This window comes from Bacillus sp. Bwzl_19, from assembly GCF_054900515.1.
This window is the reverse complement of the sequence record NZ_CM142729.1, coordinates 1,054,681-1,079,053: the sequence shown is the minus strand read 5'-3', so window position 1 is coordinate 1,079,053 and position 24,373 is coordinate 1,054,681. Positions and strand designations below refer to the sequence as shown.

21 protein-coding genes and 2 pseudogenes are annotated in these 24,373 nt (G+C 49.3%); 12 read left to right on the top strand and 11 right to left on the bottom strand.

Annotated elements, in window-relative coordinates; translation table 11 throughout:
- Positions 1–7: 7 nt before the first annotated feature.
- Both ACW5MY_RS05660 and ACW5MY_RS05655 read right to left on the bottom strand, forming a co-directional pair.
- Positions 8–364 carry a YisL family protein gene (locus ACW5MY_RS05660; RefSeq protein ID WP_013351772.1) on the bottom strand — a complete coding sequence of 119 codons (357 nt, stop codon included), beginning with the start codon at positions 362–364 and terminating at the stop codon, positions 8–10.
- Positions 365–458: 94 nt separating this feature from the next.
- Positions 459–1,364, bottom strand: coding sequence for a fumarylacetoacetate hydrolase family protein (locus ACW5MY_RS05655; RefSeq protein ID WP_013351771.1), 906 nt, complete (start codon positions 1,362–1,364; stop codon positions 459–461).
- A 216-nt stretch (positions 1,365–1,580) separates the two neighbouring features.
- On the opposite strand from ACW5MY_RS05655, the pseudogene ACW5MY_RS05650 reads away from it, so the two are divergent.
- From ACW5MY_RS05650 to ACW5MY_RS05620, 7 genes and pseudogenes are all read left to right on the top strand, one after another.
- Positions 1,581–1,694: pseudogene (locus ACW5MY_RS05650) on the top strand (aspartyl-phosphate phosphatase Spo0E family protein); the annotation flags it as partial.
- A gap of 296 nt (positions 1,695–1,990) precedes the next feature.
- On the top strand, positions 1,991–2,212 hold the full coding sequence (locus ACW5MY_RS05645; RefSeq protein WP_003155135.1) for a spore germination protein: 222 nt from the start codon (positions 1,991–1,993) through the stop codon (positions 2,210–2,212).
- 12 nt (positions 2,213–2,224) lie between these two features.
- Entirely contained in the window at positions 2,225–2,458 is a 234-nt protein-coding gene (locus ACW5MY_RS05640; protein WP_014470013.1) for a spore germination protein GerPB, read from the top strand.
- A 34-nt stretch (positions 2,459–2,492) separates the two neighbouring features.
- Complete coding sequence (gene gerPC, locus ACW5MY_RS05635) at positions 2,493–3,113, top strand: spore germination protein GerPC (RefSeq protein WP_013351768.1); 621 nt, start codon at positions 2,493–2,495, stop codon at positions 3,111–3,113.
- Complete coding sequence (locus ACW5MY_RS05630; RefSeq protein WP_013351767.1) at positions 3,110–3,286, top strand: hypothetical protein; 177 nt, start codon at positions 3,110–3,112, stop codon at positions 3,284–3,286. The genes gerPC and ACW5MY_RS05630 overlap by 4 nt, the downstream gene beginning before the upstream one ends.
- On the top strand, positions 3,286–3,681 hold the full coding sequence (locus ACW5MY_RS05625) for a spore germination protein GerPE (protein ID WP_013351766.1): 396 nt from the start codon (positions 3,286–3,288) through the stop codon (positions 3,679–3,681). Before ACW5MY_RS05630 ends, ACW5MY_RS05625 begins: the two co-directional genes overlap by 1 nt.
- 39 nt (positions 3,682–3,720) lie before the next feature.
- Positions 3,721–3,939: a spore germination protein gene (locus ACW5MY_RS05620; RefSeq protein WP_013351765.1), complete on the top strand. Its 219-nt coding sequence runs from the start codon at positions 3,721–3,723 to the stop codon at positions 3,937–3,939.
- Between the two features lie 40 nt (positions 3,940–3,979).
- Here the strand turns inward: ACW5MY_RS05620 and ACW5MY_RS05615 are convergent, their stop codons facing one another.
- From ACW5MY_RS05615 to addB, 5 genes are all read right to left on the bottom strand, one after another.
- Entirely contained in the window at positions 3,980–4,279 is a 300-nt protein-coding gene (locus ACW5MY_RS05615) for a hypothetical protein (protein WP_013351764.1), read from the bottom strand.
- A 15-nt stretch (positions 4,280–4,294) separates the two neighbouring features.
- A complete protein-coding gene (gene sbcC / locus ACW5MY_RS05610; RefSeq protein WP_013351763.1) occupies positions 4,295–7,687 on the bottom strand; it encodes an exonuclease subunit SbcC in 3,393 nt (1,130 codons plus the stop codon).
- The gene (sbcD, locus tag ACW5MY_RS05605) at positions 7,684–8,856 is read right to left on the bottom strand and encodes an exonuclease subunit SbcD (RefSeq protein WP_013351762.1); all 1,173 of its coding nucleotides are present in this window, start codon (positions 8,854–8,856) and stop codon (positions 7,684–7,686) included. Before sbcD ends, sbcC begins: the two co-directional genes overlap by 4 nt.
- A 66-nt stretch (positions 8,857–8,922) precedes the next feature.
- Complete coding sequence (addA, locus tag ACW5MY_RS05600; protein WP_462061900.1) at positions 8,923–12,627, bottom strand: helicase-exonuclease AddAB subunit AddA; 3,705 nt, start codon at positions 12,625–12,627, stop codon at positions 8,923–8,925.
- On the bottom strand, positions 12,614–16,114 hold the full coding sequence (addB, locus tag ACW5MY_RS05595; protein ID WP_013351760.1) for a helicase-exonuclease AddAB subunit AddB: 3,501 nt from the start codon (positions 16,112–16,114) through the stop codon (positions 12,614–12,616). The genes addA and addB overlap by 14 nt, the downstream gene beginning before the upstream one ends.
- Before the next feature lie 140 nt (positions 16,115–16,254).
- On the opposite strand from addB, the gene ACW5MY_RS05590 reads away from it, so the two are divergent.
- The 5 genes from ACW5MY_RS05590 (at position 16,255) to ACW5MY_RS05570 (ending at position 20,960) form a co-directional block, all read left to right on the top strand.
- Positions 16,255–16,968, top strand: a complete 714-nt coding sequence (locus ACW5MY_RS05590) for a DUF421 domain-containing protein (RefSeq protein ID WP_289394264.1) — start codon at positions 16,255–16,257, stop codon at positions 16,966–16,968.
- 68 nt (positions 16,969–17,036) lie between these two features.
- Complete coding sequence (locus tag ACW5MY_RS05585) at positions 17,037–17,564, top strand: ferritin-like domain-containing protein (protein ID WP_013351758.1); 528 nt, start codon at positions 17,037–17,039, stop codon at positions 17,562–17,564.
- A gap of 240 nt (positions 17,565–17,804) precedes the next feature.
- Positions 17,805–18,425, top strand: coding sequence for a TetR/AcrR family transcriptional regulator (locus tag ACW5MY_RS05580; protein ID WP_013351757.1), 621 nt, complete (start codon positions 17,805–17,807; stop codon positions 18,423–18,425).
- A gap of 15 nt (positions 18,426–18,440) precedes the next feature.
- Positions 18,441–19,637 carry an MFS transporter gene (locus ACW5MY_RS05575; protein ID WP_013351756.1) on the top strand — a complete coding sequence of 399 codons (1,197 nt, stop codon included), beginning with the start codon at positions 18,441–18,443 and terminating at the stop codon, positions 19,635–19,637.
- Between the two features lie 165 nt (positions 19,638–19,802).
- Positions 19,803–20,960 carry an AbrB family transcriptional regulator gene (locus ACW5MY_RS05570; RefSeq protein WP_013351755.1) on the top strand — a complete coding sequence of 386 codons (1,158 nt, stop codon included), beginning with the start codon at positions 19,803–19,805 and terminating at the stop codon, positions 20,958–20,960.
- Between the two features lie 37 nt (positions 20,961–20,997).
- Here ACW5MY_RS05570 and ACW5MY_RS05565 read toward each other — a convergent pair whose 3' ends face one another.
- The 4 genes and pseudogenes from ACW5MY_RS05565 to ACW5MY_RS05550 form a co-directional block, all read right to left on the bottom strand.
- On the bottom strand, positions 20,998–21,522 hold the full coding sequence (locus ACW5MY_RS05565; RefSeq protein ID WP_013351754.1) for a MarR family transcriptional regulator: 525 nt from the start codon (positions 21,520–21,522) through the stop codon (positions 20,998–21,000).
- 86 nt (positions 21,523–21,608) lie between these two features.
- Positions 21,609–23,083: pseudogene (locus ACW5MY_RS05560) on the bottom strand (monooxygenase).
- A 142-nt stretch (positions 23,084–23,225) separates the two neighbouring features.
- Positions 23,226–23,741, bottom strand: coding sequence for a signal peptidase I (gene lepB, locus ACW5MY_RS05555; RefSeq protein ID WP_013351752.1), 516 nt, complete (start codon positions 23,739–23,741; stop codon positions 23,226–23,228).
- Entirely contained in the window at positions 23,738–24,364 is a 627-nt protein-coding gene (locus tag ACW5MY_RS05550) for a TVP38/TMEM64 family protein (protein WP_013351751.1), read from the bottom strand. Before ACW5MY_RS05550 ends, lepB begins: the two co-directional genes overlap by 4 nt.
- Positions 24,365–24,373: the final 9 nt, after the last annotated feature.

Sequence of the window (24,373 nt, the reverse complement as noted above, 5' to 3'; positions counted from 1 at the left end):
CGATTGATTAAAATATGTGAAAGCCGATCGGCAAGTGAAGGCCGAGAAGCACCGTCAGGACGAGCACGATAATAAAACCGATCCACAGTCCTCCGGTTGATTTGCCTTTTTTCTTGCGGATGACGAGCATTTCCATCAGGCCGATGGTAATGATGCCGAGCAGCATTTTTCCGGCGTACTCTCCGTTCCAATTCGCAAAACGGACAAACAGTTCAGCGCCGGTCAAAATAATAATAATGTAGAATAAGCGCAGAATCATATGCGTAATTTTTGCGCCTTTCGCTTTCCCTGAGCCGTACAGCCCGTAGCTGACAAACACCAGTATAAGCGCAACGACCCATGAAGTAATATGCCAATGTGTCATTATGTTCAATTCCCCCCTATCAGATCAATCTGCCTCACTTATGGTACCACAACAAGCCGCTGTGAGCATTATCAATCGCGATAAAGACACACAATTATCCGATTTGGTTCGACAGCGTGCCGATCGGTTCAATTGTAATGTCAACGCGGTCTCCCGGCTTTAAAAATTTCGGCGGCTGAAACCCTTTTCCGACACCGGCCGGCGTCCCCGTCGCTATTATGTCGCCGGCTTCAAGCGTCATTCCTTTTGACAGCGTCTCGATCAGTTCAGCAATCGGAAAAATCATGTCACCCGTTGATCCTGATTGGCGCAGTTCCCCGTTCACCCGCGTTTCAACTTTCAGGCTTTGCGGATCACTGACGGCCGACTTATGTACAATGACCGGGCCCATCGGGCATGTCGTATCAAGGCTTTTGCCGATAAAAAACTGTTTATGCTTTTTCTGCAGATCGCGCGCCGTTATATCATTTACAATGGTATAGCCGAAAATATGGTCAAGCGCATTTTCTTTGGAGATGTGCGATCCGCTTTTTGATATAATAACCGCCAGCTCCCCTTCATAATCAAGCTGCTCCGTTGCATCCAAGTGGCTTTTCACTGTTTCTCCGTGGCCTGTAACGGAAGTCGGGGCTTTCGTAAAAACCATGGGATGCTCCGGAATATCCGCCTCACTTCCCATTTCAACGGCATGATCACGGTAATTTTTCCCGATGCAGATCACGTTCTTTGAAGGTCTCGGAATAGGCGCACAGAGCTTCACGTCAGACAGTGCATACATAAATGAACCGGACTCATCATTCGGTTTTTTGGCCCATTCCGCAAGCTGTCCGGCATGCGCGACGAACTTTTCTCCCTTTTGAATACACTCTATCAGCGAACCCGGAATCGTCTCAAGTTCAAACAATTTTTTTTCAGCCTTTTGCAGATCTAAGATTTTGTCATCATCCATGATCAGGCCGACAAATTTCCGGCTGTTCAGTTCCCCTGTCGCAAATTTCATGTTAATCCCCCATCATTTTTAAATCTGGCATTCCTTTATGTATTCTTTCTCCGGGCGGAAAATCCTCTTTTGAACAGGCTGAAAATATTCGTAAAAGAGTATCAAAAATTGTCACTTTTTCAGTCATATTGACGAAATAAAACCTTCTCAGCCAAAATGGGTTATACTATTACCATCCTATGTTTTCCAAAATAATCGAGAATTGGAGACCACACGATGAACAGTAAAATTGAAGAAAAAAGATTGACTTTATTCGAGACAGCGCAAAAATTCGGAATCAATGCGAGGGAGACCATCAGGTGCAGCCAAGAGCTGGACAGCCTCTTAAACGGGTGCCGGGGCGGGCTCATCCAACAAACGAAAGACAGCGGGCTGAACCCGGCCGCACAGCTTCAGCCGGATTACACTGTAGGGAAAAAAGAGGCTTTCTCATAAACACGATATGAATATAGATTTGAACCATTTGCTTTTAAGACCCGGCACGCGTAAAGCGCCGGTGTTTTTTTATGTCTGAGATTTTTCCGCTCACAAAAATGTGCGTTTGTCATAAGCTATTTTAGGCAGGCAGCCCAAATAAGCTCCTGGAGTGTATTCCATGAAAATCTTTACGAAAAGGATGTGCTCGTATGCCCGCAATTGTCGGAGCGTTTAAAATTAATGCCGTCGGTACGAGCGGAGTCGTTCATATAGGCGACTGCATCACCATTTCTCCAAAAGCAGAGGTTAAGACATTTGCCGGAGCGGGCAGCTTCAATACCGGAGACAATCTCACACTGACGAATTACAGGAATTCAACGAATGTGTACGATAATGATGTAATCGATCAGCCGATGGCAGGTAACGCATAAAGGAGGCGCCGTATGAATTTTTACGTCAATCAGTCGATCCATATCAATTACATGCGTGTAGAATCTGTCAGCAATTCCTCCATACTGCAAATCGGGAGCGCCGGTTCAATTAAAGCTCTTTCCAACCTGTATAACACAGGGAGTTATGTAGAGCCGGCGCCGCCTGTCACCGCGGGGCAGACTGCAACAACAGGGGGAGGTCCCGGCACCTCATCATTTGTACCGCTCCAGCCGCCAAGCCGGTAGTTCAATGAAGGAAACGAGACGCGAGGTGAATGTCATGTATGATCAATCGGTTTCATCCTACCTGCAGAATTTAAATTCCTTCGTCCAGCAGCAGGCGCTTCAGATTCAGGAGCTCGAACGGCAGCTGAAAGAGTTTCAGAACGAAATTTCAACGCTGAAACAGCAGCCGCCATCCACAAGAATCGATCGGCTCGAGTATAAATTTGATCAGCTGAAAATTGAACGGCTGGAAGGAACGTTAAATATCGGATTGAACCCGACTGATCCGAATGCCGTTCAAAACTTTGAAGTCGGCCAGACATCTCCGCAGGTCGGAATGATGCAGCAGGAACAGGCGGGCCAGCAAATGCAGCAAATCCGTCAAAACGTCGATATGTACCTGAATGAAGAAATCCCCGTGCTGTTAGAACAGCTCGAAACCCAGTATGAGAGCAGGCTGGACGAAACGAACAAATATCATATTATTGAAGATATCAGAAAGCAGATGGACAGCCGGATTAAGTATTATATGTCCCATGTCCCGAAAGAAGAAAACACGGCGCCCGCGCAATACGCCGAGGAGATTGCCGAACACGTGAAGCGTGATATTGTCAGGGCCGTCGAGCATTTTATTAAACACATACCTGGTGAAATGAAAGGTGATGATCCGTCATGATTTTTACAGTGATTAACCGGAACATTGAAGTCGGCGATATCCGGTCGACCGGTGTCTCCAGTTCTTCCTTATTATTAATCGGCGACACCGAATCCGTCTACCTGTCTTCCATCTTTGATACACCTCCGGAATCTCTCATTATCGGGCCTCTTGTGCCGCTGGCGCCGGAATAATGTTAAAGCGGATTTCACGCCTCAGGAGCGCCAAAGTCAATTCAGTCGGGATTGGGAGTGTTTTTCAAGCAGGCGATACGAATGAAATCAATATGAAGGTCAAAGTTTTGGCCGATCAGCGTACTCTTGCCGTATACAGAGACGATGAAGGCTTGTTTAACAGAAAAGAATACCAGATCTTCCGGCAGCCCGCCGTCATGCCGTTACCGGAAACGGGAGTCCAAAGTGCATTCTGCCATGAAAATCCTTCGATTCGGGTAAGGAATGTGAAAGTCCAAGGGGTATCGTCAGCGTCCGTGCTTCAAATCGGATCGTCATCGGTCGTATTGGGCGATTCACGGCTGAAACATATTAGGCAGATCGCCTCACCGAGCTCACAATCACCGCAGACCTGACATATAATGACGGTGAGACTTCTATAAAGGGTGTCGTTTATGCCAGCAATTACCGGACCTATAGCTATCAATTCCATATCGGGCGGAGTCGTAAACTTTGGTGATTCCTTTTACCTTTCTCCAAAAAGCTCTTCTAAATCTGCGCTCGGTTCGGGAGCAGGCAATACCGGAGATTTCCTTTTATTAAACAACGTTGTCAATGCGACAAACTATATAGACCCCGATGTCAGCGATCAGAATGTGGCCGGAAACGCATAAAAAGCAGCCGCTCTTTAAGGAGGGGGCTGCTTTTTTGTGTTCAGTGTTTTTTTCGTTCGTTTGATTTTTTTGTTTTCACAAGCTTTTCCGGCGGCTGTTTTCTGATCCATTTCACAAACCGCGCAAGTTTCGGATCACGCCGCAGCTCTTCTATTCCCGCGAGCCTTGCCGCAAGCTCCTGATTCGTATAAAGCGCGTGTACCTGTTTATGGCAGGGAATGCAGAGCATTGCGGTCGGAAGGAATGTCCCGCCTTCTTCCTTAGGCGTCAGGTGGTGTTCCGTCAGCCGCACATGATGGCGGCCGCATAATTCACATGTGCCCTCGGCAGAATCGGCCATAGCTCCTTCTCCTTTCTACATGATCTCCATTGTGACCCGGGTGCCTTTTCCGCCCGGTTCGGACGGATGAACGATTAATTTTTTCGGCAGCCGCGCTCTGAGCTCCTGCACATGGCTGATCACCCCGACGGACAAATTATCCGATTGCAGCTTTTCCAGCGCTGTGACAACGGTGTCTAAAAGCCCTTGGTCAAGCGTCCCGAATCCTTCATCTAAGAAAAAGAATTGCAGCGGATATTGCCCCCGCAGCTGAATCTGGGCAGACAAGGCAAGCGCAAGCGACAGCGATGTCAGAAACGTCTCACCGCCGGAAAGGCTTGATACGGGGCGTTTGACGCCGCCGTTCGCGTCATCGCGCATGACGAAGCCGCCTTCTGAATCGACTAATATGGCATACCGCTGTCTTGTCAGCGCTCCAAGCCGTGCAGAGGCGTCTCGGGCCACGCTTTCCAGCTGTTCCTCCGCTAAAAATTCGACGAATGTATTGCCTTTACATACAGACTGGAGCTTATCAAGCCTGTCAATCTGTGTCTGCCAGCTTTTCAGTTCGGCTTCAATCTCTTTAAAGCGCTTATGCTGTTTCTGCATCACCGCAAAGGCTTTTGCCTGAGCTCCTTTTTCCTCCTTGGCGGCGCCTGACTCAGCCTCTGCCTGCTCCAGCAGAGAAACCGATGCTGTCCATTCTTCTTCCGTTACCCGGCGGCCGGCTAATTTATCAGTGACACGGCGGATATTTGCCGAAAGCTGCTTTGAGCTGTCCAGAAATTCATCAATTTCTCTTTTCATTTCCTCGGCCCGCTCTTTCGGAAGCAGGCTTTTTTTGACTTGATCCGGCTCGGCAAACCCGGTGTCTTTTGATTTCCCGTACCAGTCATTTTGCGCTTTCTCAAGGGCGGACTCAGCGTCCCGCAGTGACATGAGGCTCCCGGATTCCCGGCCTTTTGCGTCATTCAGTGATTGCTGAGCCTGCTGCAGCGCATCGAATAACGACTGTTCTTTCGATTTTAAGAGCTGTAATTCCTGCCGCACTGCGTCAAGCTTTGCAGAAATGGATGTTTCTTCAGCTGCTGTTCCGAGCTCTTGTTCATATCCGTCAATGACCTGCTGCAGGCGCTCTGACGCATAGTGAAGCTCGAGCCGTTCCCGTTCAAGCTGATGCTTCTTCTCCTGCAGCCGTTCTTTCTCATCTTCATGTTCCTTTAGGAAGGCGATGCTTGTTTCAATGCGCTTCTCGAATTCCTCTGCCTGCCTGTCCTTTTCGTCTATCGAAGCCTGCCAGGCGTCAATCCGGTTTAACGGAATATCCCCGCAGGCTTCATTGTACTGATTCAAGCGGCTTTCTGACAGCGATTCGAGCTCTTCTAATGAATGTTTGAGGCGCTCTGCTTCTTTTTCCTCATAGCGGATTCGTTCGCCCAGCTGTTCAGCTTGTTTCACCGTCTTTTGATAGGTACTGATCAGTCTCGTGACCTTCTCTTTTACCGACAGCATATCCTGTTTCATTTGTTTCCACTCCAGGCGGACGGCGCTGAACGCTTCATCAAGCGGACGGCCGCTGATAGAAGAAGCGGCTTCCAGCTCCGGGACCCGGGCGTTTTGCAGAAACGGACATTCTTCGGTAAAACGCCCCGACTGCTCTTCTAATGCAACCTTGGCCGTCAGCACTTCCTGAGAAAGAGCCGCCGCCTCAGAAAGCAGCGCTTCAACCTGCTGCAAACGTTCCTGTACAGCCGTATCGGGCGAATATGTTTCATGAGCGGAGCGCGAACGGTCATGCTGCGTTGAGCCGCATACAGGACAAGGCTTTCCTTCGATTAGTTTTTCCGATAATTCTTTTGTTAATGCAGCCGTTCTCGCTTCCTCTGAGCGCCTGCGCAGGTCGGTTTGCGTTTTGTCCGCCCGTTCGGCTGCGGCTTTCAGTGAACGTTCCGTTTCACAGACCATATGGTAAACGGTTTGAAGTGTTTGATAAGCGCGCGTAATGTCCTCTTCTTCCGATTTCGCCTTTGCGCTGAGCGCCTCGCTTTCTCCGTTCAGCTTCTCCATGTTTTTCAACTGGGCTGTCAGATTGACCCGTTCTTTCTTGATTTGTTCCTGTGTCTGCTGAAAGCCGGCTGCCAGCTGTGCGGCGGTCTGGCATTTTTTCCGTTCATCAGCGGTCACTTGAACTGCTTTCAGCTCTTCTTTCAGCTCATTCTGCCTGTTTTGGCCGCGGGTCAGGCGATCTTTCACTGCGGTCAGCTGTTTCGAGGCGGCTTCGTATTCTTCCTCTTTTTTGCCGTGCTCCGCCTTTGTTTTTTCCGCTTCTTTTTTTGCTTCAAGCAGCTTTTGTTCAATGGCTGACAGCCTTTGATACAGCTCTTCTTCCTTGACAAGCTTCGGCTCTTGTTCAGCCTTATGAATCCGCCACGCTTCATAGGCTTCATTTTGCCGGGTAAATGAAGCGGTTTCCGCCTCTAATTTCCGTTTGGCCAGTTCGTGCTCCTTCTCGGCGCGCTCCTTCCGGCGGACGGCTTCCGTGTAGCGATCTGCATACGGTTCAAGAGCGAGAGCAGTTTCCGCTTCTTTAAGACGGTCAGTCAAATCCGTGATATACGGGCGTTTTTCCTCAAGCTTTTCCTGCCGCACCTCGTATTCGTTTCTCTCTGTCTGCAAGTTCCAAATCTCCTGGTGATTCTCAAAACGTTCTTTTGCTTGGACCCGTTTCTTCTCAGCCGCTTCAAGCCGTTCATTCGCTTCATGAAACTGCTGTTCAGCCAGCTTCAGCGCGTCTTCCCCCGCGTCTCCGAGGCCGGATTGTTCTGCCAGCATCTCATTTTTTTTCGCGGCCGCTTCCTGCGCCCGCCGCCGCAATTTTTTGACAAGCCTGTCACCGTACTGTTCCAGATTAAAAAGGCGCTGCAGCATATGTCTTCTTTCCGCGCCTTTCAGTGACAGAAACTCGGCAAACTTTCCTTGCGGGAGCACGACGGCTCTTGTAAAGTCGTCAATGGTCAGACCAAGAAGCTCTTCCACCTTTTTGTTCACTTCATTCGCTTTATCGGCAAGCACGGTTTGTTCCTCTTTGATTTCAATCAAGCGGCAAAGGGCGGTTTTCACTTTCGTTTCATCCGTTCTCTTAAAAACGCGCTCTACTTTGTAGGACACCCTGTGGCCGGATTGAAGCGCGAATGTAAAAGAGACGGCGAGCTGATCTTCGGCATGGTTCAGAATGCCGTGCGTATTATTTGCGGCGCGCTCCACTTTTCCGTATAAAGCGAGTGTCATCGCATCAAGGATCGACGACTTTCCGCTTCCCGTCGGGCCGAAAATTCCGAACACCCCGGCACCGGACAGTCCGTCAAAGTCAATGGTCTGTTCCTCTCTGAAGCTGTGGAGCCCTTTTATCGTTAACAGAATCGGCTTCATGTCGCATCCTCCTCATCATCCGCTGACGCAAGCTCTAAAAACAGCTTGACCATCTCCTCATCCGGCACGCCGCCGCCCGTTTGTTTTTCATAAAATTTCTTAAACCGGTCCTCAATTGATGTGTTTTTCACTTCAATCCGGTCAATGTCTGTCTCTTTTTCTTCAAAAACCGGCCTGATATGGATAAAGCCTGGATGCGCTTTTCTCAGCCGATGGATTTCTTCAAGAGAAAGCTGATCCGTCAAATGGATATCAAGATCGATCCAGGCATTCCGGTCACGCCCTTCATCGAGCCAGCCGTGAACCTCGCTCAGCCCCTGCGCTTTCCATTTGACAAGCGGTTTTCCGGAAGACAGGAAAATCTCTTCCCACTTCGCTTCTCCGCCCGGCTTCGCTTCTACCACCGTCACCGATTTGGCATAACCGGCTTCTGAAAAGCTGTATGCCAGCGGAGAGCCGGAATAGCGGGCAGCCGTTTTGGCACGCTTGATCGTTTGCGGACGGTGGAGATGGCCGAGGGCCACGTAAGCCGCATCAGCCGGCAGGCTTTCAGCGGCGACCGTGTAAGCGCCCCCGACTTCAATCGGACGCTCTGAATCGGTCTGATTTCCTCCCGCGACATAAATGTGGCTCGCCGCGACTTTCACGGCATCGTCCCGGCACAGACCGCACATGCGGGCAAACGCCTCTCTGATTTTCACATCGTAATGATCGCGAAGAAGCTTTTCCTCAAACGTATCAGACAGCACCTCGTTTAATCTCGCTTCTGACGGATAGGCCAGCGCGGCAACGGCTAACAGCTCGTCCGCCGACGGCACCTCAATATGGACGGGTTCTGTCCGCGGATAGCCGATTAAATGAATGCCGCGCTCATTTGTTAACGGAGAAGCAGCCGCCAGCCTGTCAGGATTGTCATGGTTCCCAGCAATGACGACAACCGGGCGTTTTCCGCCGTCAGAAAGCGCGGAAAGACTTTCGTAATACAGCTGTTCAGCGAGCGCAGGCGGATTGACCGTATCAAATACATCCCCTGCCATAATGACCGCATCAATGTTTTCTTCTTTGACAATGGTATTCAGCTCTTCCAATACCTCGGCCTGTTCACTCAGCCGGCTTCTGCCTTCAAGCGTTTTGCCGAGGTGCCAGTCAGCTGTATGTAAAATGCGCATACCGCATTCACCTCACTTTTCTGATAGAAAAAAAGATCCGCTCCAAAAAAGGAGCTTCGGATCTTATTACAGTGTAAGAACGTGACCTCCATCGAAGAAATAGAGCGCACGCCTTTTCACATTCGTTTTTGTAATTTGTTCAACCGCTTTTGTATACAATTCGATTTGTGTTTCATACCTTTTTTGCAGGATCGGAGCCGCGCCTTCAAATCCGTTCCGGAATTTCCCCTCAATTCGATCCGTTTTATAGTCCAGCAAATAGAGTCCGTCCGCAGTTTCATAGAGGCAGTCAATAATTCCCTGGACGAGCAGCGGTTCACCGGCCGTTTCGGCATCCTTGTACACCTCGCTGGCCGGAAGCGCCATACTGAACGGCACCTCCCGATCAATCCGCAGGGCCCCAACAAGGTCTTTTCCGATTTCAGTGCCGAAAAACTGAATCACTTCATCAATATCAATTGCGTCCTGCTGTTCTTCTGTCAGCAGCTCTTTTTCGTAAAGCATCCGGACCGTCCGCTCCGCTTCTTCGGCAGTCGGAACATGCGTCAGCGGTATGTGCTGCATCACCGTATGCATCGCAGTCCCTTTTTCGGCGGCTGTCAGCCCTTTTTTCATCATAAAGCCGGGACGCTTGTATAAAAGAGTGTCCCCTGACGGTTTGATGAGAGAGCGTCCGCTGTACTCATCCTCGTATTCTTGCTTTCTCTTCAGCTCAGAAACAGACTGCTTCGTTCTGATGGCGGTCAGCTTCCGATACGGATATTCCCATTCAAGAAGACGGCGCGCCTGATCATCGAATGAAAACGAATCAGGAATCGGCTCGCCATGCTGTATCGCTTTTAAACGTTTGCTCTTTTCTTCAGCACGTTCCTCAGGGCTATCTTCCAGCAATTCACTTTGCTGCAGCATCCGGATGTGAAAACGCGCCGGGTCGTGCGCGATATCCTCCGGCGCCAAAAGCCCCGGAGCCCTGTGCGCCTCCATGTCACTGTGACGGATGAGCGCCGGACCGATAAAGTCCAAATAAGATGACGCCTGATAGCGGTCGAATTCAGAAAGGAGCCAATCAGCCCGGTCTGCTTGCGCCTGCCATTTGGCCAGCTGTTTTTCCCGGTTTTTGCAGGAACCGACGAGAAACAGCTTTTCCTTCGCCCTTGTCAGCGCCACATACAATACGCGCAATTCTTCTGATAAAAGCTCTCTGCGCATTTTTTTCTTCATTGCCACAAGCGGCAGAGTCGGATAGCTGATTCTAAGTTCCGGATGAATATACTTCGTGCCGAAACCGAGCTCTTTATCAAGCAGGTATGGTTTGTTGAGATCCATCATATTAAAACTTCTGCCGAGACCGGCGGTGAAAACGACGGGGAATTCAAGTCCTTTGCTGCTGTGGATCGTCATCAGCCGAACGACATCCTCCTGCTCGCTGAGCGCCCGCGCCGTCCCCAAATCATCGCCGCGCTCCTGCATCCGTTCAATGAACCGCAAAAAGCGGAATAACCCGCGGAATGCCGTCGCTTCATACGAACGCGCCCGGTCATACAAGACGCGCAGATTGGCCTGACGCTGCTTTCCGCCAGGCATGCCGCCTGCATAATCAAAATATCCGGTGTCGCGGTATACTTCCCAAATCAGCTCAGACACTGAATGATTCGTCGAGAATGACCGCCACTTTTGCAGACTGTCATAAAATATTCTCAGTTTTTGATACAGGTCGTCATGTCTGTCCCCGTTCGCTATATACGCTTTCAGCGCTTCATAAAACGGCGCTTTTTTCTTTTCAAGGCGTATGAGGGCGAGTTCATTTTCGTCACAACCGACGATAGGCGAGCGCAGCACGGAAGCAAGCGGAATATCCTGATACGGATTATCAATCACCTTTAAGACTGAAAGCGCCGCAGCCACCTCAACGGCTTCAAAGTAACCTGATGTCAAATTGGCGTAAACCGGAATGCCCTGGTTTTTCAGCTCTTCCATTAATTGCGGAGCCCATGGCATGGAACGCAGCAAAATCACGATATCCCGGTACTGGATATTCCGGTGTGTTTTTGTTTTGCCGTCATATACCTTAAACGGAGATGAGACAAGCTTCCGGATCTCCGCGGCTATCGCTTTCGCTTCCCAATGCACGGTTTCAAAGTCTTCAGCATCCTCGGGGCTGTCTGCGTCATCAGCGCTGTCAATCAGCAGCAGTTCCGTTTTCGCCGCGTCATTTGGCGGATACGATGCGCCAAGCTTTAATGCCGCCTGTTCATCGTAGTCCACTTCGCCGATTTTGCCGCCCATCAGCTGCGTAAACAAGAAATTCGTACTGTCCAAAATATCGGAGCGGCTTCGGAAGTTTTGGTTCAGGTCGATTTTCTGCCCGGCGCCTTCCCCATCTTCCGTAAACCTTTTGTATTTCCCGAGAAAAAGCAGCGGCTCGGCAAGTCTGAAACGGTAGATTGATTGCTTGACGTCCCCCACCATAAACAGATTTCCCGACTCTTCATTCCCGCTTTTAACAAGCTGCAAAATGGATTCCTGCACAAGATTGGTATCTTGATATTCATCAACCAGAACTTCATGGAACTGATCTTGATAATAAACGGCCGCTTCACTCGGCACACGCCGGCCTTCTTCATCCCTTGCAGTTAAAATCGCCAGACAGTAATGTTCCAAATCTGAGAAATCAATGATTGATTTTTCCTGTTTCGCCGCTTCAAATCGTTTTCCGTACGATATTACGAGCTGAACGAGGGTTTCAATAACAGGCTTCATGTCTTTTAAACTCTTTAAATGATCTTGCGGGCTTCTTGTAAAGTAATCGGTTTTTAACTTTTCGATCAGTTTCTTCGCGCCGTTTCGCAAATCAGTCGCTTCGTCCAAAAGCACCTTGTCAAATTCATCACCCTTTACCGCCTTGGCCCGTTTAAATGTGACCGCAGGAACCCGTTCATACAGCGCCTTAAAGTCATGCCGGCAGCTGATCAGCTCTTCTATCTGCTGAAGGTCATCCAAAATATTATCAGCACGCGGCGCCGGCCCGCCGGGCGCTTTTGTCAGTTCAAGCGCCTTCTCTAGCTTTTGTTTTGCCCCGAAGAGCGCCATTTCAGCATCTTCTCTCACATACTCGTAAAACGGCAGCTCTTCCATTTTGCTTTCTTCTGTCACATCATATAGGCGGACAAAGCTTTTCAGCCACGCTTCAGGGTCAGGATGCGACCGGGAATACTCATACACCCGCTTGACGAGGTCTTGAAGATCCAGATCATGCCTGTCCGTCGTATATCTGTCCACAAGCTCATAAAACGCCTGATTCCCTTTTGCGTATTCATCCTCAAACAGCTCATCAAGCACTTCGTCTCCGAGCAATTCGCCTTCCGTTTGGTCAGCCATCCGAAAACCCGGGTCAAGATCAATCATATAATAATATTTTTTAAGCACCTGCAGACAGAAAGAGTGCAGCGTCGAAATGCTCGCCCGATTTAATAGAGACAGCTGCCGTCTGATATGCAAAGACCCCGGATTTTTGGCGAGTTCTTTTTCTAATGCTTCAGCGATCCGATGCTTCATTTCCGCTGCTGAGGCGTTTGTAAATGTCACCACAAGGAGCCTGTCAACATCAACCGGCTCTTCTTCCGCGGTTATCTTTCTGATCATCCGCTCTACAAGCACGGCCGTTTTACCTGATCCGGCTGCGGCAGCGACCAGAATATCGCGGCCGGAAGAAACGATGGCGCTCCATTGGTCATCCGTCCATATGCTGTCTTTCGGTTTAGGAATTTGCATCATCATTCGCCTCCTTTTTCAGCCAATCCAGTATAGTGCCGTCTTTTTCCGCTTTCAGGCTGCGGTATTCATTTTCTTTAAGCGACTCATCAAACTGGCACACCGATTTAAAAGCACAGTACGTACAAGGCGTCTTATCTTTCAGCTTATACGGGGTAATGGACACAAGCCCGTCCGTTATCGCTTCGCCCGCCTGCTCAAATGTCCGCCTCACATGGTCTGTCAGCAGATGAAAATCCCGTTCGCTGACCGCCGCTGAATCGGACCGTAAAGATCCGTCCTTTTTCAAACCGGCATTGATAATATTTGAACGCCCTTCCTCCAAAGTCGTGTCCATCAGGCTGATCGCCTCCCGGTCACCGAGGAGAAGGCCTTTCATTTTAAATTTCTTAAAAATTTCCTGCTCGATTTCATCAAGTTCCATCGGCAGACTGGCCTGAATCATCGGATCATGAATATGGAAATACAAAACGCCTGCCGGTGTCGCTTTCATGCCGAGCCAATCCGCTGAGTGTGTAATTGATAAGTCAAGGTATGTGAGCATTTGCAGAGCGAGCCCGTAATATACCTCAGCGAGATCAAGCCCCTTGTCGCTTGATTTATAATCAACGATTCTCAGCAGCAGGCCTTTTGAGCTTTCCGCTTTATCCACGCGGTCGATCCGGCCGACGAGTTCCATCGTACAGCCGTTTTTCAGCGTGAAAGTGAGCGGAGGCAGCGGTCCGCTTCCGCCGAAACCGAGTTCAAGGCCGATCGGGACAAAACCGCTCGCCTTCGCATGCTCGCTTAATATGCCTGAGACACGCGTGACGATCTTCTGCAGTTTTTCCTTCACATAAAAGTGCCTGTTTGAGCTGAGCAGAATCTCTTTTTGCAGCCTTGGCGCAAGCCGTTCCACCGCATCATAGGAAAAATTCCGGCACTGATCTTTCGTCAGATCGCGCCATTCCAGCTTCTGCTCACGAAGCCGGTCTGAAATCAGCTTCAGGCTGGAGTGAAACAGCTGTCCGATATCCGGCGCTTCCAGCTTGAAAAACTGCCGCTCTTTTAATTGCAGCCCGTGAGATGCAAAATGAGAAAACTGGCAGGCATTAAACGCCTCCATACGAGAGACGCTTCCTTTAATGTGCTCGCCGTAAAGCTGGCGCGAAACAGGCCGGTCAAGACGCTTTGCCTCATTTCGGAAAAACAGGCTTGAAAACAGCTTTTTCGCACGCTCGTGATCAGGCTCTTTCATCAGCACATTGTATGCGCTCCACCACACGTCACTGATCTCGTACTCTCTTGTCCACAGCCTGAGCTGGCTTGCCGTATACGTCTGTGCCACCTGTTTATTGACGAGATACTGAAGCTGTTCTTCTTCGCTTACCTGCTCGGGATCAGCCGCTGACAGCTTTTCCTGGTGATCGGGAAACAGCTCGCCGAGCCTGTTTACAACGATTGACGGCAGGAGCGTTTTTCCTTCCGCATCGGCAATCGGGTATGTCACATACAGACGGTCAGACGGACTTGACAGCGCCATATAGATGAGAAAATGCTCATCAAGCAGCCGCTCACGCCCCGCGGAAGAAAGCTCCACTCCGACCGCTTTCAGCCACTCCCGGTCATCATCAGACAGCACGCCGTTTTCATCCGGGCGCGCCGGAAGAACGCCGTCATTGGCCCCGATGACAAATGTGCAGGATGTGCCGTACATTCTGGACAGATCCATATTCCCTACAAATACTTGATCAAGCGCAGGAGGAATTAAAGAAAAATGAAGCGATTCGGTTCCCGTTTCAAGCATTTGCTGGAACAGCGCCAAAGACATTTCATCTTCACCCATCATGCCCGCAAACTCTTCGAGAAGCTGGATAACGGCATCCCACGCCTGGCCATGCTGCTGCGCTTCAACCATGTTTCCGGCCTCTTCGGCCTGCTGTCTTTTCCGGTCCAGCTTCAGGGGAACATCGGTATCTTCCAAAAAGAGATAAAGAGCTTCCGCCATGCTTTGAACCGTTTTCGCTTTTTTCAGCCGGTTTTGAAGCCGGATGAGCGGCTCGGCCATCCACTCTCTCGTCTCATTCAGCATGTGTTCCATCTCTATTTCCTGATCCGTCTGCGCGAAATCCTCATCGAGCGATACGAACCGCCTGTATACAAACCGCTCCCCGTTCGTCCAGCGCTCGCCTTTGATTCCGTAGGCGATACAGTAGTTTTCAAGCTGATCAACCTGCTCTCTTATTTTCTGCTCCGGCTGATCAAGGGGGAATAACAGTTCAGTTTTCGCACAGCGGAACACCGCTTCATATCTCCAATTCCCCTTCACGACATCCAAGCTTGAGCGGATGAATTCAATAAGCGGGTGATGCTGCATAGAAGCTTTTCCGTCTATAAAATAAGGAAGCCCGTAATCTGCAAACACTTCCTTCAGCAAGTCTTTATAATCTTCCGGCTGACGGATGAGAATCGCCATATCTCTGTACCGGTATCCTCTGTCCCGGACAAGTGATTGAATTTCCCGGGCAATACCCTCGAGTTCAGCTCTTCTGTTCTGTGCCTGTATGACGGTAAAAGCTTCCTGTCCGCCCGTATACACAGCCGCGGGACGCACATCGTACTGCGATTCTATACAGGCAAGCTCCGGCACATGCTGATGCCGCTTCGTTCCATGCAATTCCTTGCAGGAAATATCGGCATTCAACTCCTTTGCCGTCTGATAAAGCTTATAGTATGTGCTGCCGGTCATTCTGAACAGATCGAGCTCATCCGGAGCCTGTTCCGCCGAAGGGCTGTCCGCCGTCAGAGAGAATGTGACATGTTCAGCATGCATGATCAGCTGCTCCAGCACCCTTAATTCCTGCGGCGTAAATTGATAGAAGCCGTCAACATAAACACGGGCGCCTTTTATAACATCCGCCAAAGGAATCTGCTGAGCGAGCAGCGTCAAATAATCCTCTGAATGCAAATAGTGGCCGGCGAGGCTTCTTTCCATCTGCTGATATAAAATGCCTAAGTCATGAAGTTTTTCAGACAGCATCCGCTCTCCGCGGTATTCTGACGCCGTTCCGCTTTCTGCCATGCGGCGGACGTCTTCAGGTTCAATACAGTACCGCTTAAACTCTGTCAGCATCCGTTCCACCTGCTCAGTGAATCCGGTTTTGTCACTCGCTTTTTGATAGACTTTAAAATCGTGCTTATGTTCTTCAATCAGTTTCCTTAAAAGCATCTGCACACCCGTCGTCGTCACAAACGGACGGTTCATGCCCCCCGTGTGCTGAAGCACGCGCCACGCCAAACGCGAAAAGCTGAACACTTGAGCGCGTATCATGCCGCCGATATCCGGCGTTTTAGCAAGCTCATATTCCATTAAAAACGTCATTTGATCCGGGACTAGAAAAATGATCGGTTTCCCGAACGGCTCCCGGCGCAGTTCTTCTTGAATGCTGTCGATAATCAGCCTCGTTTTCCCACTCCCCGATCTGCCTACTAAAAACTCAACACCCAAATTAGAAGACCCCTCTCTTTTTATCTTTCTACATTTTATCGAAAGTTGACGAAAATGACCAATCTCATCTGCTGGTAAAAACGGGATGACTGTTTTAAAAAGTATCGTTTCTGACCAAAATAAAGAAAAAAGGACTAAATATGATGTCAGAATATCCCGAAGTGATTGTACGAACCATTCTGTCGTTCAGCATTCTGTTTATCGGCGCCCGGATACTCGGAAAAAAAACCATTTCACAGATGACGCTTTTTGATTTCATTGCGGCCAGCTCGCTCGGCGCCATCACGGCAAATCTGTCGTTTAATACAAAGCTGCCGATTCATTATACTGTCATTGCCTACATTATTTTCGTGGCAATCATTTACCTGGTCGCATATCTTTCGATGAAAAACAGGTCCGCCAGGGGTTTCTTTGCGGGCAAGCCGACCATTATCATTCAAAACGGCAAAATACTTGAGCATAATATGAAAACGATGCGTTATACCATTGACTATTTGAACCAGCAGCTGCGTGTTAATGACGTATTTGACATTTCTCAGGTTCAGACCGCCATCATTGAAACAAACGGCAGCATGTCAGTGGAGGTCAAGCCGGAATTTGCGCCCGTTACAAGACAGGATCTCGGCATTTTTGCCGGGCATAAAAAGAACTTCGCCGTTGAGCTGATTATGGACGGCCAGCTGGTGGCGAAGAACCTGGAAGAAAACCACGTATCGGAAAAATGGCTGAGAAAAGAATTGGACAGGAGAAACCTCAAAACGGAAGACGTCGTATATGCGGTGCGCGGAAGCAACGGCCGGCTGTTTGTCGATACATATGATGACCATATTACATCGCCGCTTGATAAAGAATAAACATAACATCCGCACATGTCACGGGCTGCCGCCGTATAATACCCTATAAACATCCGGGGGTGAGTCCAATGCACGAGCATTTTTTTCATTATACAGCGGTCTGCGGCGACGACTCTGTTCTTATAAAAGATCTGATAAAATCCATTAACGGCGAATACAGCGCCGTGATCTGCTACTCAATATTGGCCGAAAAAGCGCCGACCGCAGAAATCAGAAGACGGATCGAACATATCAGAGAGGAAGAAGTGCGCCACCTGCACGCTTTCTCTTCACTGTATACTTCAATTACCGGACGACAGTTGACTCCGAAACAGACGGAACATTGTCCGCACACATACAGAGAAGGACTGAATGCGGCCTTTCTTGATGAACAGAAAACGAATGATTTTTATTTGCATGCATCCGACAGAGCGGTAAACCCGGAAGCGAAGCGATTATTTGCCCGCACGGCATTTGACGAGCAGCGTCATGCCGTCTGGTTTTTATACCATATGATCCATTCCCCTTCCCACCACCACACAGGGGGAACGGTATCAAACGCACCGAACAAAGGCTATACTGAGGTAAAAACAGTAAATAATGGTCCGGATAGATAAACGCTCTCCCGCCGGAAGTCTTCAGACCGCAGACAAACCCCGTTCTTTCAACATGAGAGAATGGGGTTTACTTTTCGGGCTGATGTTGTATGCTCATCCGCTCTAAAAACAGATAACTTCTTCATTGTATAATCAGCAAAAACACTTTATAATAAAATAAACCAACTGGTCGGTTTTTAAGAAAATGAGCCCTGCTTGCCGGGACAATAACATGAATACGGCGGAAAGGATTTGTGTGAAGTGACAAATACAAAAGGCGGTGCCGGAAAGAGCGAAAAGACAAAGAATAGGCTCGTATCCGCTTCGCGTGACTTATTTGCAAAAAAAGGTTATTCAGAAACAACGATTCGAGACATTTTAGAGGCGGCCGAGATCAGTAAAGGCAACCTTTATCATCATTTTAAAGGAAAAGAGTTTCTGTTTCTTCATATCATGGAAGAGGATCATCGCGTGATGATCGAGACGTGGAGGGAAATGGAAGCTGATCTGAAAGATGCTGCCGAAAAGCTGACGGGCTTTGCAGAGCTCCTCAGCCGGATGAGCATCAATTATCCGCTGATGAGGGCAAGTGAAGAGTTTTATGCGAGTGCGTTCACGTCAGCGGAGGTCGTCAAGCGGCTCAATAAAATTGATATTGAATATGACGATGTGATGAGAGAGATCTTAGAAGAGGGAAATCAAGACGGCAGCTGGTCCATTCATCATGTCGAATCAAAAGTAAAAATCCTGCTATCCGTCTTTTACGGTTTAGATGTGTTATATAAAAACGATTCCATTCAGCAAAGAAAAGAATTGCAGAAGGAAGCCATCTCCGTGTTTATTCACGGGTCGATCAACGCTGATAAACAGAATGACAGCTGACAAAGGAGAAACAACATGCAAAAACCGATTCGAGAACAAAAAGCTGTACTCATCATCTTATTAAGCAACATATTTATCGTGTTTTTAGGCATTGGATTGATCATTCCCGTTATGCCGCTATTTATGAACGTGATGCACTTGACGGGCAGCACAATGGGGTACCTTGTCGCTGCCTTTGCCGTCGCTCAATTAATTGCATCCCCCATTGCGGGGAGATGGGTTGACCGCTTCGGCAGAAAAATCATGATTCTCGCCGGGCTGTTTCTGTTCGCATTATCCGAGCTGACCTTCGGATTGGGCACCCATGTCTCCATTTTGTATTTCGCAAGGGTGCTGGGCGGCATCAGCGCCGCTTTTATCATGCCCGCTGTTACAGCGTATGTCGCAGATATTACGACGGTGCAGGAAAGATCGAAGGCGATGGGCTATGTATCCGCGGCCATCAGCACAGGGTTTATCATCGGGCCCGGCATAGGAGGGTTTATTGCCGATCACGGCGTTCGCATGCCGTTTTTCTTTGCCGCAGGCATTGCTTTTATCGCAGTGATTTCCTCAGTCTTTATGCTGAAAGAGCCATTGACAAAAGAAGAACGCGCACAGCAGATGGAAAGCGTCAAAGAGTCAACCTTCTTAAAAGATTTGAAAAAGTCGATTCATCCAAGCTATCTAATCGCCTTTATCATCGTCTTTGTGCTGGCATTCGGGCTGTCGGCGTACGAAACGGTATTCAGTTTATTTACAAACCATAAATTCGGCTTTACGCCAAAAGATATTGCCATTATCATTACGTTCAGCTCCATTGTTGCGGTCATCATTCAAGTGCTCGCATTCGGCAAGCTTGTCAACTCCCTCGGGGAGAAAAAAGTCATCCAGCTTTGTCTGATCGTCGGCGCTGTTCTGGCTTTCGTATCTACGGTGATGTCAGGATTTTTGCCCGTGCTTGCTGTCACTTGCATCATATTCCTTGCGTTTGATTTACTGCGCCCCGCACTGACTACTTTTCTATCCAAAATCGCAGGAAATCAGCAGGGATTTGTTGCCGGAATGAACTCAACATACACGAGTTTAGGCACCATTTTCGGCCCGGCTCTGGGCGGTATTTTATTTGATATGAATATTCACTTCCCGTTTCTGTTCGCAGGTGTGGTCTTATTTCTCGGACTGGGGCTGACCCTTGTATGGAAAGGAAAGGTTAGTGAGGTTTCGGAGTAGAGTGTACTCACTCTTCTCCGGAGCTTTTTTTGTTTATGATAAGAAAAATGAATGGATTACGAGAAATAAATCATTATTTATTTATCTCAAAATCTATACTATAGTAATAGTAAGGTTAACGAGCTTAACAATTTAATATGAATGTTTCAGGAAGAAGGGTTTTCATTGAAGAAAGACAAACATCTCCTTACGGATATCTGGTTTATTCTTATCAGTGCGGCAGGGGGGTTTCTTCTTTCGCTTACAGGGATGTCGATCGCCTGGATGCTCGGAACGCTTGCCGCCGGCTGCATCCTCTCCATGACGCGGCCCCGCTGGCTGTTCATGGCGGCTGACAGAAGAGGCATTAACCGCAGATGGCTTGCGGCTGGGCAAATGATCCTCGGCATCGAACTCGGCCAGAAACTGAACCTGTCCGTGCTTTCAGTTTTACGGGAACATTGGCTGCCGGTAGGCTTTATGCTGATTTTCTCTATCGTGATGGCGCTTGTTTCCGGATACGTGCTCTTTCGGTTCAGCCGGACGGACATGATGACAAGCTTTGTAGGCACGGCGCCAGGCGGTTTATCCGCCATGCCCGGTATCGCCCAGGAAGTCGGCGCCAATACCGCGATTGTAAGTCTCATTCAGCTGACGCGCGTCCTTTTGGTCGTTATGACGATACCGTTTCTCGTCATTTTCTTATTTACCAAACAAAACGGTACGGCTCAGACATCAGCCGGAGCCGTTTCAGCAGGAGCCTCACATCCGGGCCTTATTCCCGTCTTGTTAACGGCCGGATTTATTTTGGCTGCCTGGCTTGCAAGTAAAGCCGCAAAACGGCTGAAATTTCCCGCTCCTTGGCTGCTCGGCAGCATGATCGGCGTTGCTTGTGCGGAAATCGGCATATCCGCCTTGGCGGGGAAAGACATGCTGGCTTGGTGGCCGCCACAAGCGAACCAACTGTCACAAATTTTTCTCGGCGCCACAATCGGTTCAAAAATGTATAAAAGCATGTTCAGCGGTGTTACTAGAGTGCTGACCGTCGGGTTTATTTCTTCCGTCGGGTTAATCGCCGCAATGATCCTGAGCGCGGTTGCCGTTTCTAAATTAACAGGCATCTCCATGATTACATCGGTTCTCGCCTTCTCTCCCGGCGGGATCGCCGAAATGGCGGCAACTTCGATCACTCTGCATGAGGACTCGACTTTTGTCGTTGCGGTTCAGGTCATCCGGATCGTTCTCGTGATCGCCATGCTCCCGCCTTTCTATCGCCTGCTGCATCACCTTTCTCAGCTGAAACGGGCACACGGCGAGAGAGCCCGGGCAGAAAGAGGAACCTGAGCTGAATAAAAAAACACGCATCCATATGCGTGTTTTTTTATTTTAACAGCTGCTCTCCGCCGCCATTTACAGACCGCCAGTTTGCTGAAAGATCGCGGAACAGCCGTTCAGCAAATAACAGTTCTTCGTCTGTATAGCGATCCAAAAACGCCAAGAGCCGCTTTTTTATCATCTCATGATATTTGTGATGAAGGCAATGCAGCTCTTTCCCGGCAGGGGTCAGCCGGAAGTAGACTTCTTTTTTATTGTCGCTCAGCCGGGTTCTGCGCAGGAAACCGGCTTCCAAAAACTTCGCGCAGCTTCTCGATACGGTCGGTTTTGTCGTTTTCATTTTTTCCGCTATTGATGTGACATTGATCGGTTCATGATCCCCGATACAAGATAAAATGTGAATTTCCGTCAAGGTCAGCTGAAGTTTTTTCCCGTTTTCTTCACGGAGTTCGTCCATCCGTCCTGCTAACGACGCCCTGATGTCCTCCTGACACCTCTCCTGCTCGTGGAAAATATCTGTCAATCCTTCAAGAATCATGTGTTTTGCATGGTCTGGCTGTCTTCTGTCCAACTGCGGGTCACCCTTCCGTATTGATTGTTTCTTTTACTATAACGTTTTGTTACGCAAGAAACAATCATACAAGCGAAAAAAGGGTATCAGATGAATCCCCATCTCTCCATACCGGCCAGAACGGTTTCTTCCGCTTCACGTCCTGAGCCGCCGGCTGCCCATGCCGCATGGCCGTCCGGCCGAATCAAAACGGAGTGGACGTCATCCCAATCGGCACGTGTTTCAGAAAGCTCCGCCCTGACAAACTCCACGCTGTCCGTGCCAATGCCGGCGGGAATGCTTCCTCTTAATGACAGCAGCACAAAGGCTCCTTTGTGAAGAAAATCATACAGCCGGGCCGGCCGTCATGAAGAGTCAGCTCTATATCGGGCAGCCGTTTTCCGTTCAGCCTATGAGGGGGCAGCTCCGGGTCCGGTTCATAATGCAAATCAAGCGCGGATACTTTTCCCGCCAATAAACGGTTCGACTCCTGAAAATCCAGCAAAGCGGTCATCGTATCTCTTAACGCCATCCCTGACTCGGTAAAATCCATGAGCTTTATCTGGGTTTTTATATTGTGCAACACTTCTTTTCCCGTGCTGTGCCTTTCCTGATGGTAGCTGTCCAGAAGATGAGGCGCCGCTTTTCCCTTTATTTGCGCCGCCAGCTTCCACCCGAGATTGAAGGCATCCTGAAGCCCCGTGTTCAGCCCTTGGCCGCCGGCAGGAAAATGAATGTGCGCCGCATCCCCGGCCACAAAAACCCGGCCGGAGCGGTACTGTTCAGCCTGACGTTCGGCATTGCCGAACCGTGACATCCACACCGGATCACTCAATCCGAAATCAGTGCCGCATATTTCCCGCAGATCTTCTTTCAGCTCATTTTCTGTAACCGGCTCTTCTTTCCGCTTTTGCGGAGCGTGCGGAGAAACGATAAGGACACGGAAAAGTCCGTTCGAAAGAGGGACAATGACAACCGATCCCTGCAGACGGCACACTGAAAAAAAGGCGGATTCAGGCGGATTTTTCAAAACGGCATCACAAAGGGTTCCTATTAAGTCGGCATCAGTCCCCAAAAAAGCGATGCCCGCCTGTTTCCGGACAAGGCTCCCCGCTCCGTCTGTACCCGCGGCATATAAGCTGCGCAGGGTGCGGATACCGCTTTCGTCCCGGAACACCGTCTCCACCCCGTCATCCGTCTGGGTAAGAGCCACTGCTTCTGCCCCGCGGATGATATCTGCGCCTAAACTTGATGCATACTCCTCCAAAAGCCGCTCCGTTTCTGCCTGAGGCAGCATTAACGAATAATTCTGCTTAGAATCCAGCCGAGAAAAATCCAGCCGTGTATCCAGCATCGAAAAATGGCCGGAAGACACCTTCGTTCCTTTATCCAAAAAGCGTCCCAAGATGCCTCTCATTGCAAAAAGTTCAAGTGTGCGCGGATGCATAATAAGCGCTTTAGAATATGGCACCGTCTTCTTCAATCGTTCAATGACAGTCGTTTTCACTCCGGCAAGCGCAAGCTCTGATGCAAGCATGAGCCCGACCGGACCTCCCCCGATAATGGCAGCCTGTGTTTCCATCTTATCAGCCCTCTTTCGCATTTTTTGTTGCACACGTAACAAAATAACTAAAAATAAAACGCGTGATTTTTGTTTCGCGCGTAACAATTCTATTATAATCTTTCCTTTGCTTTTTGACAATCATTTCTAAAAAAGACGCCGTTCACTTGGCGTCTGATTCACTGATAACACCGACAATGTCTTTATCCTTAATCGGTCCGAAATGACGGCTGTCGAGGCTGTATATGCGGTTGTCGCCAATCACGAAATATTGTCCCTTCGGTATCCTCTTGCGACCGGTCGTTTCCTTCAACGTATAATCACCGGTCACATGGCTTCCGGCGGACAATGATGACTTTAACGGTTTTAAAAACGGTTCCGCCACCCGTTTTCCATTCACAAACAGCTGGTCCTCCCTGTAAGTGATGGACTCGCCCGGGAGCCCGATGACACGTTTGATCAGCACTTTGTGGTGCGGGCCTTTAAACAGGACAATATCGAAACGGCGGATCGTTTTGTAACGATGGGAAAACTTGTTGACCATCAGCTCATTTCCTTGTTTAAAGGTCGGATTCATGCTGATTCCTTCGACTTTATAATCAATAAAAATGGCATTTTTTAATTGTATGGCCAAAACAACGATAAGCACGCCGGCTATAAACCAAAATCGTTTTTTCAAGATTCCTGTCCCCCTCCGTCTTTCTCATGCTGACTGATTCTCGTCTGTAAACGCCGTTCGATATGCTTTCCGGCATACCACAGCACCGCGATCACCGTTAGGGCGCCCGCCATCCGGAAAGGCTGTGTAATGAGTGCGTGAAGATCATACCCGATAAAGCTGATCATAAAGATCATGACCATTTTCCCCATAGCGGCCGCTGATATAAACTGCAGCGCCCCCACCCGTGACAGGCCGGCAACGACATGAACCGCAGCGGACGGCGTAAAGGGGAAGCAAAGTAAAATAAACAGCGGACCGAAACCGTGCCGCTCAACCCAGAGCATCAACCGCCTTATGGTTTGATGCCTGCGGATGAAACCGAAAGCTCTTTTCTGTCCGAAATGGCGGACGGCGTAAAACATCAGCATTGATCCCGCCGCAGATCCGAGCCACGACAGGAAAAAGCCTTCCCACAGCCCAAATGCATTCGTATTCGCCACCACAAATACAACAAGCGGCAAAAACGGAAGAAACGCTTCAATAAAAGGCAGTAAAACCGCAGCCGCCGGTCCGAAAGCTCTATAGCTTTGGAACCACTCCGTCAGCCGCTCCTCAGTCAAATATGATATAAATTCCTCCAACGTTTATAC

Excerpts from the sequence above, each read along its gene's own strand:
- ACW5MY_RS05660 (WP_013351772.1), bottom strand. The coding sequence starts at position 364 with ATGACACATTGGCATATTACTTCATGGGTCGTTGCGCTTATACTGGTG.
- ACW5MY_RS05655 (WP_013351771.1), bottom strand. The coding sequence starts at position 1,364 with ATGAAATTTGCGACAGGGGAACTGAACAGCCGGAAATTTGTCGGCCTG.
- ACW5MY_RS05645 (WP_003155135.1), top strand. The coding sequence starts at position 1,991 with ATGCCCGCAATTGTCGGAGCGTTTAAAATTAATGCCGTCGGTACGAGC.
- ACW5MY_RS05640 (WP_014470013.1), top strand. The coding sequence starts at position 2,225 with ATGAATTTTTACGTCAATCAGTCGATCCATATCAATTACATGCGTGTA.
- gerPC (WP_013351768.1), top strand. The coding sequence starts at position 2,493 with ATGTATGATCAATCGGTTTCATCCTACCTGCAGAATTTAAATTCCTTC.
- ACW5MY_RS05630 (WP_013351767.1), top strand. The coding sequence starts at position 3,110 with ATGATTTTTACAGTGATTAACCGGAACATTGAAGTCGGCGATATCCGG.
- ACW5MY_RS05625 (WP_013351766.1), top strand. The coding sequence starts at position 3,286 with ATGTTAAAGCGGATTTCACGCCTCAGGAGCGCCAAAGTCAATTCAGTC.
- ACW5MY_RS05620 (WP_013351765.1), top strand. The coding sequence starts at position 3,721 with ATGCCAGCAATTACCGGACCTATAGCTATCAATTCCATATCGGGCGGA.
- ACW5MY_RS05615 (WP_013351764.1), bottom strand. The coding sequence starts at position 4,279 with ATGGCCGATTCTGCCGAGGGCACATGTGAATTATGCGGCCGCCATCAT.
- sbcC (WP_013351763.1), bottom strand. The coding sequence starts at position 7,687 with ATGAAGCCGATTCTGTTAACGATAAAAGGGCTCCACAGCTTCAGAGAG.
- sbcD (WP_013351762.1), bottom strand. The coding sequence starts at position 8,856 with ATGCGCATTTTACATACAGCTGACTGGCACCTCGGCAAAACGCTTGAA.
- addA (WP_462061900.1), bottom strand. The coding sequence starts at position 12,627 with ATGCAAATTCCTAAACCGAAAGACAGCATATGGACGGATGACCAATGG.
- ACW5MY_RS05590 (WP_289394264.1), top strand. The coding sequence starts at position 16,255 with ATGATGTCAGAATATCCCGAAGTGATTGTACGAACCATTCTGTCGTTC.
- ACW5MY_RS05585 (WP_013351758.1), top strand. The coding sequence starts at position 17,037 with ATGCACGAGCATTTTTTTCATTATACAGCGGTCTGCGGCGACGACTCT.
- ACW5MY_RS05575 (WP_013351756.1), top strand. The coding sequence starts at position 18,441 with ATGCAAAAACCGATTCGAGAACAAAAAGCTGTACTCATCATCTTATTA.